Raw genomic sequence first — 17,737 nt, 5'->3', positions numbered from 1 at the left:
TGTGACACGGCGACCGGGACAAGATCCGGTTGTTCACGCTCTCATCGTTGGTGCGCGCAGGTGCGGGACGGTGCTTAGCCTGACTCACGAGTCAGTTATGAGCGTCCGTCTGCTCCACCTGGTGTGACCGTGCGTGGACGAAATGGGCTAACGGCCGTCACGGCGTGCGGTCCATTGACGTCAAACAACCCGTTCGTGAAAGAACCACACGTTCGAGTGGCCCTGTGTCCCTGGCACACTGCGCTCCGTGCCGACCCAGTTTCCCGACGAACCACCGACCGAGCGCCACCTGGCGCCCGACCCGGCGTTGATGGAGGCTGCCCGCGCCAGGGGAGCCGCCCGCTGGGCCGCCGCCGGGGAACAGCCGGTGCGGGAGGAGAAGCCGCCGGGCGGTCCGTTCAAGCCGCGCGCCGCCGCCATCGCGGCTATCGCCGCGCTGATGGTGCTGGCGACGATCGCGGTCGTGACGTTCGACGGCGGTCCCGGCACCGGCGGCACGGACGTCGCGCAGCCCTCGCACAGCTACGTCCCCGGCCTGATCACCCCGCCCGAGGAGCTGCCGGAGGAGTCCGCGTCGACCAGCCAGGACCCGACGCTCGCCTCGTCCGCCCTGGGCCTGATGCCCACGAGCACGCAGAACGCCGTGCCCCCGCCCGCCGGCGACACGGCAAGGGCACCCGGCGGCGCCAAGTCGTTCACGACGGGCCCCGGTTGCGGCGGCTACACCAGCGTCGGCTCGTACCGCGACGGCCGCAAGGGCTGGGTCGACCACGGTGACGGCAGGTGCGGCACGTCTTTCGTGTCGATCCCGATGTCGGGCGACGCCCGCCGCGACGACTCCTCGGCCTACGGCATGTGGACGTTCTCGGTCACCGGCACGTGCGACGTGTCCGTGTTCGTCCCGAACGGCAGCCTCGAACAGGTCGGGGGTAACCCGACCGTGTACTACGTGTTCGACCGCAACGGCGTCGGCGGCACCCCGATGGCGTCGTTCGCGATCAAGCAGGTCGACAAGCGCGGCCAGTGGGTGAGCGCCGGGAAGTTCAAGGCCAGCGGAAACCTGACCGTCCAGCTCCTCAGCCGAGGTCAGGACTGGAACGGATCCGGACCGACCTACGCCCATCACGCCGCCGGAGCGGTCAAGGCAGACTGCACGGCGTGACGAGAGATCTCCACCTGGTTCGGCACGGTGAAGCGACGAAGGACGGGGCCCGGCTGACCGCGCGCGGCCGCAAGCAGGCCGAGGCGCTCGCGGAACGGTTGCGGGGCATCGGTTTCGCGGCCGTGCACCACGGCCCGCTGCCGCGGGCGGCCGAGACCGCGTCGATCATCGCCGGCGTGCTGCGCGTGCCCCAGCGGGCCGAGGCGGCGGCGGACGACTTCGTGCCGCACTTCGTCCCCGACCACGACGAGTTCTTCGACCGGTTCCCCGAGTCGGAACGCACCCGCGGACCGGCGCTCGCGCACGAGGCCGAGACGCGGTTCGCCCGTCCCGGCGACGGCCCGGTGCTGGTCGTGACGCACGCGTTCCTGATCAGCTGGCTCGTGCGGGACGCGCTGGACGCCCCGCCCGAGCGGTGGCTGACGCTGAACCACGACAACGCGGCGCTCACGGTCATCCGCTACACGACCGGCGAGTCACCCCGGCTGGTCAGGTTCAACGACAGCGGGCACCTCAGCTCGCTTTGAGCGTGAGCAGCGTGATCTCGCTCGGCGCGAACACGCGCATCGGCGGGCCCCAGAAACCGGAACCGCGGCTGGTGTAGAGCTGGGTGCGGTCGCCGTGCCGCGACAGGCCCGCGACCACCGGCTGCTGCAACCGCACCAGGTAGTGGAACGGCCAGATCTGCCCGCCGTGCGTGTGCCCGGACAACTGCAGGTCCACCCCCGCGCCGACGGCCTTCTTGATCTCCGAGGGCTGGTGCGCGAGCAGCACCACCGGCGCGCCGGAGTCCGCGCCGCGCAGCGCGGCCGCGAGGTCCGCGGCGTGGCCGGGCTCGCCGGAGTGGTCGGCGGTGATGTCGTCGATGCCCGCGAACACCAGCTTCGCCCCACCGCGCTCCAGCGCCACGTGGTCGTTGTGCAGCGCCTTCCAGCCGAGGCGGGTCATGAGGTCGATCCAGCCCTGCGCGTTGGAGTAGTACTCGTGGTTGCCGGTGATGTAGAAGCGGTGCGGCGTGTTCACGTCCCCGAGCGGCGTGGCCTGCTCCAGACGCTGGTCGGCCGTGCCGTCCGCGATGTCACCCACGTGCACGGCGACGTCCGCACCGAGCCCGTTGACCGCCTCGACCATGCCCCGCGACCACTTGGCCCGGTTGATGGCGCCGTAGTGCGTGTCGGTGATGACCGCGACCGTCAGCCCGTCGAACGCGGGGTCGAGCCGCGGAATCGTCACGTCCTGGCGCTTGATCCGAGGCACGCGCATCGCTTCGTACACGCCGTACACCGTCACGGTGACGATGAGGACCGCGAGCAGCACGGCGATGAACCGAGACCGGAACGGGTTCTCCACACCGGCCACCGCCATCCCGAGCCGCACCACGTCCGAGATCAGCGTCCACGCGAACGCGATCCACACGAACCCGAGCAGGAACTGCGAGATCCGCGCGGCCCGATCACTACCGCGCTGCGTGAACAGCACGATCATCGCGATGGCCGCGGCCACGAACACGACGGCGGCAACCGGCCGCACCGGCGCCGGCCACTCCGCGCTCGCCGCGAAGAGCCCCTCGAACGGCACCCAGAACAGCAGCGTCGTCACGGTGAAGAGGACGAGCGTGAACACCACCCGCCGAACCGTGACGCGGGGCCGGGCAGCGGTGGTCGTCATGCGTGCATCCTCCTGGCAGTGGTCTTGTAACCCATCTCAACGCACAAACCATCCAGTTTGTTCGCTTGTCGCCCGGTAGACCTCCGTCACAGGCGTTTCCCCAGTTCGGGACGCAACCATGCGCGCGTTGGAGAGTCTTCTAAGACACCGGAAGTCCCGGCTGACCTGACGACCTAGAGTGGGCCACATGATCTTCTACACCGACGAGGAGAGCCGCACGCTGCGCACCGCCGTGTACGGCGCGATGCTGCTGGTATCCCACGCCGACCCCGGTCCGGTGCTGGAGGAGCGGTTCGCCGGGTTGCGTGCGCTGTCCTATCTGTCGCCTGATCTGCGGTTGGTTCTGGGTGGGGCTCGTCCCTCGGTGCCGGCTGGGACCGATGAGGAGATCGAGCCGGTGGTGCTGGAGGCCCTGCGGTCGTCTGTGAAGACGCTGACGGCGAAGGCGCCGGAGGATGCTGCGGATTTTCCTCGGGCTGTGCTGGCCATCTGCCGTGAGGTGGCTGAGGCCGATGGTGTGGTGGTGGACTCCGAGGACGCGATGGTGGCGCGGATCGAGGGTGCGCTCGCGCTGTAGGTGAGTGGGGCTGTAGGTGGGTGGGCTGGGCGGGTTGGTCGCGGGCCCGCGTGCGCGCTCGCCAGCACACCGCCCGCCAGCGGGCTGTGCGTGAGTTCGCTCGCGCGCACAAGGCCGCAGACCTGCGTGAGTCCGTTGTCGTGCGTATGCACGCAGACGTGCGCGCACGCTTGGACACGGGTGTAAGGCTGGCCATGCGCGCAAACTTGGCCGCCCGCGTGAGCCCGACGGTGCGCGCACGCTTGCGTACAGCCGTGAGCCCGGCTATGCGCGCGGCCCGGCGCAACGAGAGCGCGGTTGTGTGCGCGACCCCCGCGTGAGCCCGACGGTGCGCGCACGCTCGCGCACAGCCGTGAGTCCGGCTATGCGCGCACGGTCCGGCGCAACCGAGAGCCCGGTTGTGTGCGCGACCCCCGCGTGAGCTCGACGGTGCGCGCATGCTCGCGCACAGCCGTGAGCCCGGCCATGCGCGCACGGCCCAGCACAACCGAAAGCGCGGTCGTGTGCGCAACCCCGCCATGCGCGCACGCCGCAGCACGCGTGAACCCCCAGCCGTGCGCGCAACCCCGCCACCTCCACCGTCCCACCAGGTGAGTGCAGGGCCGAATGGCCGATGGCGCGGCCCACAACCGGTGCCAGGGTGGATCCCAAGGGGATCGACACTGGGGAGTGTGCCGCCATGGAACTGTCGCGCCGCGAACTTCTGACCCGCACCAGCCAGGCCGCCGCCGTCGCCACCGCCGCGTCCACGCTCACGATCGGAGGCGCCGCCCAGGCGGAGTCCGGTGAGCGCGTGAAGCTGACGCAGGGCACCAACATCTCGGTGTCGCGGTCGCGGGACGGCAAGTGGCTCGCCATCGACCTCGTCACCGCGATCTGGGTCTTACCCGCGGGCGGTGGGGTGGCGCGCAAGCTCACCGATGAGCTGCAGGACGCGACGTTGCCGTCGTTCGGGCCGGGTGGGCGGATCGTGTTTCAGTCCTATAGGGACGGCAACTTCCACCTCCACGTGATCGAGCGGGACGGCAGCGGCCTCAGGCAGCTGACGTCGGGGAAGTACGACCACAGGGAGCCCGCGTTCTCGCCGGACGGCGAGTTGATCGCGTTCGTCAGTGATCGGGCCGGCAGCTACGGCGTGCACGTGCTGGAGGTGGCTACCGGCGAGATCACGCAGCTCACCGGGGTGCCGGACGAGGCTGCGGCGCCGCAGTGGTCTGCGGACGGCACGCGGGTGATCTTCACCGTGGGCAACGCGTCGGTCGACACGGTCACGCTCGATGGCGTGCGCGAGAGGCTTGTCACGGCGCCGGCGGGGACGCAGGTGTTCGGGGCGGCGTTCGGGCCCGGTGGGCAGCCCAGTTACACGCGGATGCGGCCTGGGCTGGCCGAGTTGGTACTGGGGACGACGGCGGTGGTGAGCGGGGAGGACGTGTTCGGGTTCGCGCCGATCTGGTCCGACGGCAGCGTTCTCTACACGGCTGACGGCAGGATTCGCAGCCGCGACGAGAACGGGGTTGTGAAGGACGTTCCGTTCGAGGCGACGGTTCCGGTGCGCACGCGGCGCAGGCCGCACCGGACGAGGAACCTCACCGGTGGGCCGGTCAAGGGCATCGCCAGTCCGGTCGTGTCGGGGGACGGGAAGATCGCGTTCCGGGCGTTGAACGCGCTGTACGTGCTGAGTGGGGGCAAGGCCACGAAGCTCACGGACGGCAGGTACTTCGACTCGGATCCCGACTTCTCGCCCGACGGTCGGAAGATCGTCTACGCGAGCGACCGCAGTGGTGTCGCGCAGTTGTGGGTCCGGGACCTCGAGACGGACGAAGACGAGTTGTACGCGCCGGCGCCGCACGCGCAGATCACGCCGCGGTTCTCGCCGGACGGCACGAAGGTGGCCTACCTGGACCAGGACGGTCAGGTGTGGATCACGGACCGGCAGGCGCGCAGGCAGGTCACGCCCACGCTGTTCCAGCCCGGGCGCCCGACGTGGTCGAAGGACGGGAACACGGTCGCGCTCGCCGCTGTGAAGCCGTTCTCGCGGCGGTTCCGCGAGGGCACGAGCCAGATCCTGAACGTGGATCTGGTCGGTGGTGAGCTGAAGTACACCGAGCCGTTGCCGTTCCGGTCGATCGCCACCCGCGGTGACGACGGGCCCGTGTGGTCGCCGGACGGCACGAAGATCGCGTTCGTCGTCGAGAGCGTCGCTTGGGTCGTGCCGGTCGACGGCAAGGGTGTGTTCCAGGGCGAGCCGCGCAAGGTGACGAACGAGGTAACGGACTCCCTGGCGTGGCACGGCAACGATTCGTTGGTGTACCTGAACAACGGGCGCATAAGGAAGTCCACTCTGGACGGCAGGGTCACGACCATTCGCCACGGACTGACCTGGCGCAAGCCGAAAGCGCCGGAGCGCAAGGTGATCCACGTCGGAGCCTACTGGGACGGCGAGGCGCACGAGCTCAAGCGGGACGTCGACATCGTCGTGGAAGGCGGCAGTGTCAAGGAGGTCCGGCCGCACCGGGGCAGGGCCGACGTCGACGCGTCGCACCTCACCGCCATCCCCGGCCTGATCGACGCCCACAACCACTGGCACCTGCGCGGCCGCCAGTGGGGTGCGCGGCAGGGCAACGTCTGGCTCGCGTACGGCATCACGACCGTGCGCTCGCCCGGTGACCCGGTCTACCAGATGGTCGAGACCAGGGAGGCGCTGGCGGCGGGAACCCTGACCGGGCCGCGGTTCTACGCGACCGGCGAGGCCGTCGACGGTTCGCGCGTCTACTACAACTTCATGCGCCCGACGCTCAGCAAGGCGCAGCTCGACCTCGAACTGCGGCGCGCCCACGAGCTCGGCTACGACATGATCAAGACGTACGTGCGCCTGCCCGTCGAGCTGCAACGCGCTGCCGTGCAACGGTCCCGGGTCCCGCTGTCGAGCCACTACCACTACCCGGCCGCGAACCTCGGCATGGACGGCCAGGAGCACGTCGGCGCCACCAACCGCCTCGGCTACTCCCACACGATCACCCGCCAGGGCAAGGCCTACCAGGACGTGGTGGCGATCTTCACCGCCTCCGGCATGTCGATGACGCCCACGCTGTTCCAGTCGCGGGCCTTGTACGACAACGACAAGTCGCTGGCCACCGACGAACGCACTCGCGTGCTCTACCCGCCGTGGGAGTACGAGCGGAACCTGGCCGACGCCAACGCCCAGGGCACCCCGGCGGGCACGTCGTCGCGTGCCGTGCTGCGGGGCTGGGTCGAGTTCGCGCTGAAGGTCCACCGGGGCGGCGGGTTCGTCATCACCGGCACCGACGCGCCGCTCGACAGCCCCGCCACCGCCACCCACCAGAACCTGCGCGCACTCGTCGAATACGGTTTCACGCCAAGGGAAGCGCTCATCACCGCGACCCGCAACCCGGCGAAGTGGCTCGGGCTGCCGCTCGGCGCGATCAAGCCCGGTGCGCCGGCGGACATCGCGTTCGTGGAGGGAAACCCGTTGGCCGACATCAAGGCCGCGGCCAACGTCAAGCAGGTCATGGTGGCCGGACGGCTCCACAGCGTCCCGGAGCTGCTCGAGCCCTACCAGCAGTCCCAGGTGCTGACCACGTCAGCCGCGCTCGACCCGTTGCCGTCCGCCGAGAACAAGCACTGGTGGCACGAACCGGAGTGGGCCGAGCGCGTCTGCTGCGATCACTGAGCGGGCGCCAGCACGACGTCGAAACGGGAGCGCGCCCACGGCTTGTCGCCCAGCGCCCTCCCGTCCGGCGTCGCCGAGGCGGGCGGCTGTTCCTCGAACCGCTTGACCAGCGACTCCTTGACCCCGAACACCGAGTCGCCGATCTCCAGTTGCGGATCGCCCTCCACGAAGATGTGAGTCACGAGCGTGCGGAAGTCCTGGGCTGAGACCATGAAGTGCAGGTGGGCGGCACGCACGGGGGAGCGGCCCACGGCGTCGAGCAACGCGCCGACCGGGCCGTCGTGCGGGATCGGGTACGGGGTCGGTGTCGTGCACCAGAAGGAGAACGAGCCGTCCTCACCGGAGAACAGGTGGCCCCGGCCCGCCACCCGGGAGTCGGCGTACTGCACGTCGTAGAAGCCGTCCTCGTCCGCCTCCCACACCTCGATCCGCGCGCCGGGCACCGGGTCGCCCGCCGTGTCGCGGACGGTTCCCTCGACCCAGCAAGGGGTTCCAGAGGCGCCACCGGCGATGTCACCACCCAACCCCACCAGTGGTGACTCCTCCACGAAGAACGGGCCGAAGACCGTTGCCTCCGTGGCGTTCCCGTAGGCCTCGTTGTTGACCGCGATGGTCTGCATCGACGCGCCGAGCACGTCGGAGAGCAGGATGAACTCCTGCCGCCTGTCGTCGGTGATGTGGCCGACGGCGGTCAGGAACTCGATGGCCCGCGTCCATTCGGCCTCGGTCAGGCGCGTCTCGCGGATGAACGCGTGCAGGTGCCGGGTGAGCGCCTCCACGAGCTCCTTGAGCCGCGGGTCCGGGGTGCGCGCGAACGACGCGAGCACCTCCTCGGTGAGGCGCTCTTCGACTCGCTGCTGGGCGGTGGTCATGATGCTCCACTCGGGTTCTGGGCGGCGGTGAGCAGGGAGATCAGGTCGTCCTCGGTGACCTCGCGGGGGTTCGACGGGGGAACGGACGGCAGCACGAGCCGCGCCGCCTCCCGGACGTCCGGCACGCCTCGCAGCACGTGCGAAGCGCCCACCTCGTCGTACAGGTCGATCAGACCGCCGCCCAACGCCTCCTCGATCCTGGCGGCGGCTTCGGGAACGGCAGGGCCGTTGAACGCCAGCACGTGCGGCAGGACCGCCGTGTGCGTCTCGGCGTGCGGGAGGTTGTAAGCGCCGCCCAGAACGTGGCAGATCTTGTGGTGCAGCCCCGATCCCGCCGACGCGAACGCCACGGCGGCCAGATAGGCGCCGTACAGCATCTGCTCGCGGTCGCCGGGCGTGCGAAGGCCGCGACTGAGCGCCCGCATCCCCTCCAGGGCCAGCGCCTGGTTGATCGGATCGGTGCGGGGCGCCCACATCGAGTCGACGCAGTGGGCCAGCGCGTTGCAGCCCGAAGCGATCGCGAGATCCCGGGGCAACGACGCGGTCAGGGTGGTGTCGTAGACGACGGTCACGGGCAGCACGCGGTCATCCGAGCCGGTGGTCTTGCGCGCGGCCTCGGTCAGGCCCCACACGTTGGTCGCCTCCGAACCGGCGTACGTGGTGGGCACGGCGACGATCGGCAGCCCGGTGGTCAGCGCGATCGCCTTCGCCAACCCCGTGGTGGAGCCGCCTCCAACGCTCACCAGCAGGTCCGCACCGGATTCCACGGCCAGCGCACGTGCACGTTCGGCGTTCTCCACCGGCACGTGCGGTGCCACGTCCGTGCAGAGCGCGGCGACGTCGATCTTCGCCGTCACCTCGGCGGCGACGGCCTCCGCGGAGATCACCAGCACCCGCCTCGCACCCAGCCGCGCGACCTCCGCGGCCAGGTCGTCCGCCGCCGTGCCGGTGCCGAACCGCACCCGTTGGCCGAGCGTGACGTGCTCGAACTGCCAGGTCACGCGCTCTCCTCCCGGCTCAGCACAGCGGTCAGGACGGACAGGAGCTCCGCTTCCGGGTCCTGCACCGCGGAGGCGGCACGCCAGGCGACGTGCTTGTCCGGCCGCACCAGCACCGCGCCGTCCTCGTCCACACCGGACAGTCGCGACCAGTCGAAGTACAGGTCGGTGACCTCGCGACCGGGACCGACGACGACGGCCCGCAGCGGGATGCCGAGCCGGTCGACCACCTTCAACGCCGCGTCGGCCCACGCCTCACCGGTGATGCCCGTCAGCAACGTGAACTGCCCGTACGGCACGAGGTCGTGGGTGGAGAGCTTGCTCCTGCTGTCGCCGACCCACGCGTGCGGCAGCCGTACTCCCGGCCAGGTCGACGGCTCGTAGTACAGCTCGGGATCACGCGACGGCGAGGGCTTCTCGGTGCCGTCGGCCACAACCGCGCTGGAGACGTACGACTGACCCATCTCGACGCCGTGTGCGTTGAACTCGTAGTTCTTCAGCTCCATCGCCTCCCGCACGGCCGCGCGCTTGGCCGCACCCGCGAGGCTGCTGTCCTTGTGCTCCTCGATCCGCGCGTCCATCTCGGCGGCGGACTGCGACGCGTCGAGTCCGAGCGCCTCGAACAACGCGCCGAACTCCCGAGCCGACTTGTTGGCCCGCGTCACGATCTGCCGCGCCACAGGAGCGCGTTCGTCGGAATAGGTCTCCAGGAGATCGGCGCCCGCCTGTCCACTGAGGACGAGAGCGAGCTTCCACGCCAGGTTGTACGAGTCCTGGATCGACGTGTTGGAGCCGAGGCCGTTGCTCGGCGGGTGCTTGTGCACGGCGTCGCCGGCGCAGAACACCCGTCCGCTGTGCAACCGCGTCGCGTACTGCTCGTTGTTGCCCCACAACGAGATCCCGGTGATCTCGGCGTCGAGCCCCGGGTCGCCGACGAGGTTGCGCACGATCTGCAGCGCGTCCTGCTCGGTCACCTCGGGCACGCCCTGCGACAGGTCGAAGCCCCAGACGATCAGCCACTCGTTCCACGGCCGGACCATCCGCACGAGACCGGCGCCGATCCCGCCGACGTTCGCGCCGGGCTGGATCACCCAGTACAGCACCGAAGGGCGGTGCCGGCAGAGCTCGGAGAGGTCGGCCTTGAACGTGATGTTCATGGACCCGGCGACGTCCATCTGCCCCTCGTACGGCAGGCCGATGTCGGCGGCCACGGCGGACCGCGCGCCGTCCGCGCCGATCAGGTACTTCGCCCGGATCGTGTACTCATTGCCGGTCAGCCGGTCGAGCACCCGCACGGTGACGCCCTCGGAATCCTGCTCGTGGCCCAAGTACTCGGTGCTGAACTGCGTTCGCGTGCCACGCTCGGTGGCGTTGCGGACGAGGATCGGCTCCAGGTATGTCTGCGGGATGTCGCAGTTGAGCGACGGCGACGCGAGCACGTGGTCGGCGTGGCGGGCGGGGTGCGTGCCCCACGTGAGGATGCGGCCGATCTCCTCGCCGGTGATCGCGGTGCAGAACACCGTGTCGCCGATCAGGTGGTGCGGTGTGGCGTCGGCGAGCACCTGGTCCTCGACGCCGACGTCGCGGAGGATCTCCATCGTGCGCTGGTTGGTGATGTGAGCGCGAGGGGTGTTCGCCGTCCACCGGTACTTGGTGATCATGATGTTCGGAACGCCCAGTGTGGACAGGAACAGCGCTGCGGAGGCCCCGGCCGGGCCCGATCCGATGATCACCACATCGGTCTCGACGAATGTCACCATGGCGAGAACGCTGACAGCCCGGTCCCGTCCAGGAGGCCGCGCTCTCCGCACGTGGCGGAAACAGGCAAAAACTCAGGACCGCAGCGCCGCCCGGTCCTGCCGCGGCGTCACGCCGAACCGCGCCCGGTACGTGCGGGAGAAGTGCGCCTGCGAGACGAACCCCGTCCGCGCGGCCACCTCGGCCAGGGAGATCGGCTCGGCCAGCCTCAGCCGGGCGGCGTCGAGCCGGGCGTTCAGGATCGCCTGCGGCACGCTCTGCCCGGACCTCGCGAACAGCCGGGAGAGGTGGCGTTCCGAGTAGCCGACGGCGGCGGCGATCCGCTGCGCGCACAGCTCCTGCTCGTGCAGGTGCGCGGTGATGAAGGCGTGGGCGGCCGCCAGGTCGGCGGCCGGTGTGCGGGTGCCGCCGAGCAACGTGCCGAGCAGGTCGGTGGCGGTCTGCTCCAGACCGTCCCAGTCGGCCGGGCCGCGCAACGCACCCGACAACGCCGTCACCAACGCCCGTGCGTGCGCGTCGGCCCGGAAGTCGAACACCCGAGGCTGAACAGGCCCGCGGCGCGGCGCTTTCAGCACCAGTTCGGTGAGGCCGCCGGAGAACTCGCGCCGGAACGGCTGGTCGCCGTCCAGCACGAGCGCCTGGCCGGGGACGACCAGCTCACGGCCGCCCCGGTGCTCGAAGCGGCTCTCACCGGCGAGCATGAAGTAGACGACCACGCCGTCGGCCGGGTGCTCGGCGATCTGCCGGACGTCGCGTTCAACGGCGTGCGGAGACCCGCTCACCCGCGCCACCTGCAGGCGCGGCAGCGCCAGGTTGACCTCGGCGCCCTCGAACGGCCTGGACGCCTCGACGCGCAGTCCCACCAGGGCGCGGGCGTTGTGCTCCTCCCACCCGGCCAGCCTGCGCGCGCCGGGCAGGTCGTGCGTCCGGAACCTGGTCAGGCCGGGCGGGTGCACGAGTGCCATCCGTTCACGGTAACCCGCCGTCAGGCGTGCGTCGCGAAGCTCGGTTCCGCCGCCTCCAGCCTCGGCGCCACAACGCCCAGTCGGCGGGCTTCCGCCAGCGCGTCCCGGCAGATCGCCTTCGGCTCCTCGGCCGACGGGTCGTCGTGCGCCGCGAAGTTCACGCGCGCGGGCTCGAAATGAGCGGTCAGCAAGGCCATCAGGGGAGCCGTCAAGAAGGTCGGCGCGCGGAACGCCAGCGCGCGGCGGCGCAGGTCGACACCCCTTGCCTCCAGAAGCGGCAAGAGCTCGCGGACGGCGAGCAGCGCCTCGCGCAGGTCGCGCGTCCGTCCGGCCAGATCGGCCAGGGAGCCCAGCCTCAGGCCCTGCGAGTGCAGGCCGGCGTCCGACACGAAGTGGGTCAGCAGCCAGCCGCGGAAGTCCGGCTCCTCCTTGATCCGGAACCCGGCCTCGCCGAACACCCGGCGCACGGCCCGCTCCCGGTCGGTCAGCGGGCCGACGGTGCCGAAGAGGACCGGCCGCATCATCGTCGCGCGCAGCACGCCGTCCTTGCCGAAACCGCCGCCCACCTGGGGAAAACCCCACGCGACCCGGTCGACGGGCAGCGCGCCGATCGCGTCCAGCGGCTCGGCCCATATGTTGCCGAACACCAGCACCGTGGCCCCGCCGGCGCGGGGTGCCAGGAAGGCCGCGGCCTCCGTCAGGCGGTGGTGCGACACGCTCAGCACGATGAGGTCGAAGTCGTGGTCCGGCGGCAGGTCCTCGCGCAGGCGCACCGGCCACTCCTCGACGACGCGCTGCCCCCACGGGCGCCGCCGTGCGTCGATCAGGTCGAGGCTCGTCGTGTCCCCGTACTCCGCCGCGCGGCCGGGCCGGACGTAGAACTCGACGTCGTGCCCAGCTCGTTCGAGCGCCCAGCCGTACGCGGTGGCGATCACGCCGCGGCCGAACATGAGGATCTTCACGGTCCACCTCGTGGGTTACGATGAAAGTGGAGACAATCTCCACTTCCGAAAATATGGAGGTAGATTCCGTTTGTCAACGAGAGGGAGCGACAAGCCGCTGCGGGCGGACGCCCAGCGCAACCGCCAGGCCCTGCTGGCCAAGGCCAGGGAGGTCTGCGACGCCGGGGAGTTCTTCGACCTGCGCTTCGACGACTTCGCCCGGCTGGCCGGGGTGGGCACGGGCACGCTGTACCGCCACTTCCCGACCAGGGAGGCGCTGGCCGAGGCGGTCTACCACGAGGAAGTCGCCGCACTGTGCGACCGGGCCCGCCGGCTGCGGGACGCGTTGCCCGCCCACGAGGCCCTCGCGACCTTCCTCCGCGGCATGGTCGACCACCTGGACGCGCACCAGGGCCTGGCGCGGACGCTCGCGACCCTCATGGCCACCTCCACCGCCGCGCTCGCCGAGGGCGGCGAAGCGCTGGAGCAGGCCGTCACCGCCCTGGTGGCCGCCGCGGTGCGGGACGGCACGGTCCGGGGCGACGTGAGCGCCGGCGCCGTCATGATGGCGCTGCACGGCATCAGCGCGGCCCACGACCGTCCTGATTGGCGAGCGGAGGCCGACGGCGTCGTCACCCTCCTGCTGGACGGGCTCGTTCAGCCCCAGCCGAGCACGCCGAACGTCTCTCCGGAGAGGTAACCGGTGATCCCGGCGGCGGAGTAGGTGATCATGTCCTCCGGCAGGGCCGCCACCGCGAACCACCGCAGCTCCGAGCACTTCTCCGGCTCGCGGTTCACGGGCTCGCCGCTCCAGCGCCGTGCCTCGAAGTACAGCCCGAGCCGCGGCTCCACGCCGAACCCGTTGGCATGCACCGTGTACACGTGCCGCAGAGCCTCGCGGTCGATCACCACGCCGACCTCCTCGAGGGCCTCGCGCGCGGCCGCGTCGAGCACGGACTCACCGGCGTCGAGCTTGCCGGACGGCAGGTGCCACAGGCCGTCGAACCGGGGGTCGGGATCACGGCGGCGGCTGAGCAGCACCTCGCCGTCGCGGACGAGCAGCACGTGGGCGTCGATCAGGTGGCGGTCGGCCATGGACCCACCGTAAATGATCTGCGATCGCCCGAGTCGTCGTGACACGATCGCGCCATGACAGCCTTCGCGACCCCTGAAGACATCGCCCACCGCACCGAAGCGGCCGCTCAGGCCGCCGTGGCAGCGGGTCGCGAACTCGGCCTGGAGATCACCGGGGGCGAGGTCCTCTACGAACTGTTCTCCGTCGTCGTGCACCTCGCGCCCTCGCCGGTCGTGGCGCGGATCCCGACCGTCCTGCCGCACACCACGACGCTCGAATCGCTGGCCAGGCGCCAGCAGCAGGAACTCGACGTGGCTCAGTGGCTGCACGAGCAGGGCACCCCGGTGATCCCGCCCAGCCCGTTGGTGAAGCGCGAACCCGTGCAGCGGGACGGTTTCTCCATCACGTTCTGGCCGTTCACCGACGAGGACAAGAGCGCGGAACCGGACTACGTCAAGAACTCCGAGCTCGCAGCCGACCTGCACAGGGCGCTGCGGGACTACCCCGGCGAGCTGGACTTCCTGTCCTCGGCGGAACCCCGGTTCGTCCGCGAGGGCCTGGAAAGGCTGGAGGGCCTGGACATCGTCACCGCGGAGGACCTCCGGCGGGCACGGGCCGAGTGGGAGGTCCTGGAACCGCTCGTCAGCTCGCGGGCCGCGTTCGAGGCGAGGTTTCCCGGCATCGGCCTGCAGCCGATCCACGGCGACTCGCCGCCCGCGAACATCTTCGCGAGCACGGACGGCCCGCTCTTCTCCGACTTCGAGCTGATCACGTACGGCCCGGTCGAGTGGGACCTCGCCGGCCTCGGGCTCGAGTACGAGGCCGCCTACAACCGGGGCGCCCGCGCCAACGGCCTGCGCGAGCTCGACCGGGAGGTGCTCCGGTTCGTCAACGCGGTCGGCGCGATCCGGGTGATCGCCTACCTGTCGGTCGCGGACCAGCTGCCCGCCATGGTCGACTTCATGCAGCCGTTCATCAACCAGTGGCGGGACACCGACAGCTACGCGTGAGCGGCCGCCCGGTCCCCGAGCCAGGCGACGATCTCCTCAGCGGGCAACGGCTCGCTGAGGAAGTACCCCTGCACCACGTCGCACCCGGCCTCGGCCAGCGCCGTCCAGGTGTCCTGGTCCTCCACGCCCTCCGCGACGGCCTGCAGCCCGAAGTTGCGGGCCAGGGCCACCAGCGCGTGCACGATCGCCGAATCGCCCGCGTCGGTGCACATGTGCGTGACGAACGACCGGTCGAGCTTCATCTCGTGCACGCGCATGCTGCGCAGGTAGGAGATCGACGAGTACCCGGTGCCGAAGTCGTCGATGGACAACCGCACGCCCAGCTCCGTCAGGCCGCGCAGCACCTCCACCGCGCGGTCCGGGTCCGAGATGATCGCGGACTCGGTGATCTCCAGCGTCAGCAGGCGCGCGGGCAGGCCGTGGCGCTTGATCAGGTCGGCCACGTCGCCGGGGAACTCGGTGTGGTGCAGGCAGGCCGCGCCCACGTTCACCGACACCGGCACCTCCCAGCCCGCGTCCGACCACGTGCGGCACTGGCGCAGCGCCGCGTCGATCACGTACCGGGTCAGCGGCTCGATGAGGCCGTTCTCCTCGGCGATCGGGATGAACTCGTCCGGGCGCACCAGACCGCGCGTCGGGTGCTGCCAGCGGGCCAGCGCCTCGACACCGCACACCGCGCCCGTGTCGGCCAGGGCCTTGGGCTGGTAGTGCAGGAACAGCTCGCCGCGGTCGATCGCGTGCCGCAGCTCCGTCACGGCGGTCAGGTGGGCGGCGCCGCGTTCGTGCAGGCGTGCGTCATACACGGCCACGCCGGATTTCTCGCGCTTGGCCGCGTACATCGCGATGTCCGCGTGCCGCAGCAGTTCGTGGCCGTCACCTGAGTCCGACGGGCACAGCGCCACGCCGACGCTGCCCGCTATCTCGAGCTCCAGGCCCTCCAGCGTCACCGGCATGGCCAGCGCCTGCAGGATCTTCTCCGCGACCATGCTCGCGTTCTCCGCCGAACCGACGCCGGGCAGCAGCACGGCGAACTCGTCGCCTCCCAGGCGTGCCACCAGGTCCGTGTCGCGCACGGCCCACGACAGGCGGTTGGCCACCTGGCGCAGCAGCAGGTCGCCGGTGTGGTGCCCGAGGGAGTCGTTGACCTCCTTGAACCTGTCGAGGTCCACGATCAGCAACGCCAGCGGCTCGTCCTTCTTGCGCGCCTTCTCGACGGCCTGTTCCATCCGCCGCGCGAGCAGCGTGCGGTTCGCGAGACCGGTCAGGGCGTCGTGGTGCGCCTCGTGCTCGTTCTTGGCCGCCTGGCGCAGGATCATGCGCCGCTGGCCGAGCAGCACCATGCCGAACAACGCCACGAAGGCCGCGTCCAGCACGACGACCACGATCTGCGCGATCCGCAGCCGGGCGTTGCGCTCGTCGGCCGCGCGCAGGTAGTCGGTGCTGTCGAGGCGCTTGGCCCCGATCGTCGCGGTGATCTGGCGCCGCAGCGACGAGTGCGCCAGGTCCGCCTGGTCCACCTGCAGCGGGTCGGTGCCCGCCACCACCTTGCGCAGGATCTCCGTGGTCTGGTCGTACAGCGGCAGCAACCGCGAGGCCACGGCGGCGTCGGATGGCGTGCCGCCGGTGCGCAGCGCCTCGAGCTCGGCTCGCGCGGAGCCGATGGAGTTCTCCAGCGGCTGGACGGTCTGCTCGGTCCGCGCCACCTGCAGGTCGCGCAGGGCGTTGTCGGCGACGTTGATGTGCTCCAGCACGCGGGCCCACCGCTCGCCGGTGTCGTTGACCTGCCGCACGTGCGCTGTCGTGGCCTGCGCGTTGATGCTGTTCCACAGCGCCAGTCCCGCCAGGACCAGCAGCCCGAACGTCAGCCCGACCGTCGCCACCCGTGCGGTGGCGCGGCCCTCCCAAAAGCTCACCGTGCCTGCTCCAACGGTCGCACCCAGCTCGCCGGATCTTCGACGAAGCTGTCGATCTGAGGCTGGAAGAACTCCTTGCGGGCCTTCTCCGACTCCTGCCGGTGCAGGACGCGGTCGAGGTTCGCGGTGGTCACCGTGAGCCCCGGCGTCTCGACCCAGCCCTCCGGCAGCGCCGCACCGCCCCTGGCGTGCCGCGCGAGCAGCCAGCCGGCCACGGCGCCCTTGAGGTAGTGCTCGGGCGAGACCGTCGCGACCATCGCGCCGTCCCGCACCGCCTGCAACGTTCTCGGGTCGACCCCGAAACCGCCCACCAGCCACCTCGCCGACTTCTCGGTCCTCAGCGCGGCGAGGTTGACCCCGTCGCAGTCGCCCGTACCAACGAACGCGAGGGCGTTCGGATTCGCGGCGACGAGTCTTCTCCACGCGTCGCGATTCGCAGCGTCGTCACGTTGCGTGTCGAACGGCCCCAGCACCACTACCCCCGGTAGCTTTTCGGTGAATCGCCCCCGGATTCCGTCCGCCCGGTCGTCGAACCCGGCGAGTCCCGGAGCTGTGTTTCCCAGCACGACCGTTCCGGTCGCGTCCGGCGGCAATCGGCGCATCAACTCGTCAGCCAGCTTTTCGCCCAGTTCGTAGTTGTCGTTACCGATGTGGAGTTTCACCCCGGAACTCGCGGTGAGCCGCATGTCCACCCCGATGACGGCCACGTGCTGGGAGAGCGCCTCACCGATGGACGGCGCCATCAGAGCGGGCTCGGAGGTCGCCACCGCGATTCCGCCTTTCGCGGCCAGCGTCAAATCCCGGAACAACTCGACTTCCTTGTGCCCGTCCTGCCCCGGCGGGCCCGTCACGGTCGCGCTGACCCCGCCGACACGGCCGACGCCCTCGTGGAAGCCGCTCGTCATCTCCTGCGCGAAGGAGCCACCCGTGCGCTTGACCACGAAACCGACGTGCGGCAGCGCCCCGGACTGCGCGGCACCACCGCAGCCCGCCAGCAGCACCAGACCCAGCGCGAGTGCCGCACCTCGCATGGATGACCTCGGGCTCGCTCGACCTGCACGGGTGATTGATCTCCAGAGCGGCCGATGCTACATCGCTTGGTGCCAA

General features: G+C 70.5%; 15 protein-coding genes. 6 read left to right on the top strand and 9 right to left on the bottom strand.

The window, feature by feature from the left end; genetic code table 11:
- Positions 1-247 precede the first annotated feature (247 nt).
- Both IE307_RS03835 and IE307_RS03830 read left to right on the top strand, forming a co-directional pair.
- Positions 248-1,162: a hypothetical protein gene (locus IE307_RS03835; protein WP_191296010.1), complete on the top strand. Its 915-nt coding sequence runs from the start codon at positions 248-250 to the stop codon at positions 1,160-1,162.
- The gene (locus tag IE307_RS03830) at positions 1,159-1,689 is read left to right on the top strand and encodes a histidine phosphatase family protein (RefSeq protein WP_229904350.1); all 531 of its coding nucleotides are present in this window, start codon (positions 1,159-1,161) and stop codon (positions 1,687-1,689) included. The genes IE307_RS03835 and IE307_RS03830 overlap by 4 nt, the downstream gene beginning before the upstream one ends.
- Here IE307_RS03830 and IE307_RS03825 read toward each other — a convergent pair.
- Positions 1,676-2,830: a metallophosphoesterase gene (locus tag IE307_RS03825; RefSeq protein ID WP_191296009.1), complete on the bottom strand. Its 1,155-nt coding sequence runs from the start codon at positions 2,828-2,830 to the stop codon at positions 1,676-1,678. The genes IE307_RS03830 and IE307_RS03825 overlap by 14 nt on opposite strands.
- Before the next feature lie 187 nt (positions 2,831-3,017).
- Between IE307_RS03825 and IE307_RS03820 the strand changes: the two genes are divergently transcribed.
- Both IE307_RS03820 and IE307_RS03815 read left to right on the top strand, forming a co-directional pair.
- Complete coding sequence (locus IE307_RS03820) at positions 3,018-3,407, top strand: hypothetical protein (RefSeq protein ID WP_191296008.1); 390 nt, start codon at positions 3,018-3,020, stop codon at positions 3,405-3,407.
- 679 nt (positions 3,408-4,086) lie between these two features.
- The gene (locus tag IE307_RS03815; protein ID WP_191296007.1) at positions 4,087-7,098 is read left to right on the top strand and encodes an amidohydrolase family protein; all 3,012 of its coding nucleotides are present in this window, start codon (positions 4,087-4,089) and stop codon (positions 7,096-7,098) included.
- Here the strand turns inward: IE307_RS03815 and IE307_RS03810 are convergent.
- The 5 genes from IE307_RS03810 to IE307_RS03790 form a co-directional block, all read right to left on the bottom strand.
- Complete coding sequence (locus tag IE307_RS03810; RefSeq protein ID WP_191296006.1) at positions 7,092-7,970, bottom strand: hydroxyquinol 1,2-dioxygenase; 879 nt, start codon at positions 7,968-7,970, stop codon at positions 7,092-7,094. The genes IE307_RS03815 and IE307_RS03810 overlap by 7 nt on opposite strands.
- On the bottom strand, positions 7,967-8,971 hold the full coding sequence (locus IE307_RS03805; RefSeq protein WP_191296005.1) for a maleylacetate reductase: 1,005 nt from the start codon (positions 8,969-8,971) through the stop codon (positions 7,967-7,969). Before IE307_RS03805 ends, IE307_RS03810 begins: the two co-directional genes overlap by 4 nt.
- Positions 8,968-10,728 carry an FAD-dependent oxidoreductase gene (locus IE307_RS03800; protein WP_191296004.1) on the bottom strand — a complete coding sequence of 587 codons (1,761 nt, stop codon included), beginning with the start codon at positions 10,726-10,728 and terminating at the stop codon, positions 8,968-8,970. The genes IE307_RS03805 and IE307_RS03800 overlap by 4 nt, the downstream gene beginning before the upstream one ends.
- Positions 10,729-10,800: 72 nt before the next feature.
- Entirely contained in the window at positions 10,801-11,691 is an 891-nt protein-coding gene (locus IE307_RS03795; RefSeq protein ID WP_191296003.1) for an AraC family transcriptional regulator, read from the bottom strand.
- Between the two features lie 20 nt (positions 11,692-11,711).
- Complete coding sequence (locus IE307_RS03790) at positions 11,712-12,653, bottom strand: ketopantoate reductase family protein (protein WP_191296002.1); 942 nt, start codon at positions 12,651-12,653, stop codon at positions 11,712-11,714.
- A gap of 70 nt (positions 12,654-12,723) precedes the next feature.
- Between IE307_RS03790 and IE307_RS03785 the strand changes: the two genes are divergently transcribed.
- The gene (locus tag IE307_RS03785; RefSeq protein ID WP_229904349.1) at positions 12,724-13,332 is read left to right on the top strand and encodes a TetR/AcrR family transcriptional regulator; all 609 of its coding nucleotides are present in this window, start codon (positions 12,724-12,726) and stop codon (positions 13,330-13,332) included.
- Here the strand turns inward: IE307_RS03785 and IE307_RS03780 are convergent.
- Complete coding sequence (locus tag IE307_RS03780; protein WP_191296000.1) at positions 13,290-13,727, bottom strand: NUDIX hydrolase; 438 nt, start codon at positions 13,725-13,727, stop codon at positions 13,290-13,292. The genes IE307_RS03785 and IE307_RS03780 overlap by 43 nt on opposite strands.
- A gap of 54 nt (positions 13,728-13,781) precedes the next feature.
- Between IE307_RS03780 and IE307_RS03775 the strand changes: the two genes are divergently transcribed.
- Positions 13,782-14,717 (top strand): phosphotransferase, encoded by a 936-nt coding sequence (locus tag IE307_RS03775; RefSeq protein ID WP_191295999.1) that lies wholly within the window; start codon positions 13,782-13,784, stop codon positions 14,715-14,717.
- Here the strand turns inward: IE307_RS03775 and IE307_RS03770 are convergent.
- Positions 14,708-16,630, bottom strand: a complete 1,923-nt coding sequence (locus IE307_RS03770) for a putative bifunctional diguanylate cyclase/phosphodiesterase (RefSeq protein WP_191295998.1) — start codon at positions 16,628-16,630, stop codon at positions 14,708-14,710. The genes IE307_RS03775 and IE307_RS03770 overlap by 10 nt on opposite strands.
- Positions 16,627-17,661 (bottom strand): sugar ABC transporter substrate-binding protein, encoded by a 1,035-nt coding sequence (locus IE307_RS03765; RefSeq protein WP_191295997.1) that lies wholly within the window; start codon positions 17,659-17,661, stop codon positions 16,627-16,629. The genes IE307_RS03770 and IE307_RS03765 overlap by 4 nt, the downstream gene beginning before the upstream one ends.
- Positions 17,662-17,737 lie beyond the last annotated feature (76 nt).

Origin of the sequence: Lentzea cavernae, from assembly GCF_014653695.1 — a bacterium.
Classification (GTDB): domain Bacteria; phylum Actinomycetota; class Actinomycetes; order Mycobacteriales; family Pseudonocardiaceae; genus Lentzea; species Lentzea cavernae.
This window is presented reverse-complemented; position numbering and strand designations above follow the sequence as displayed.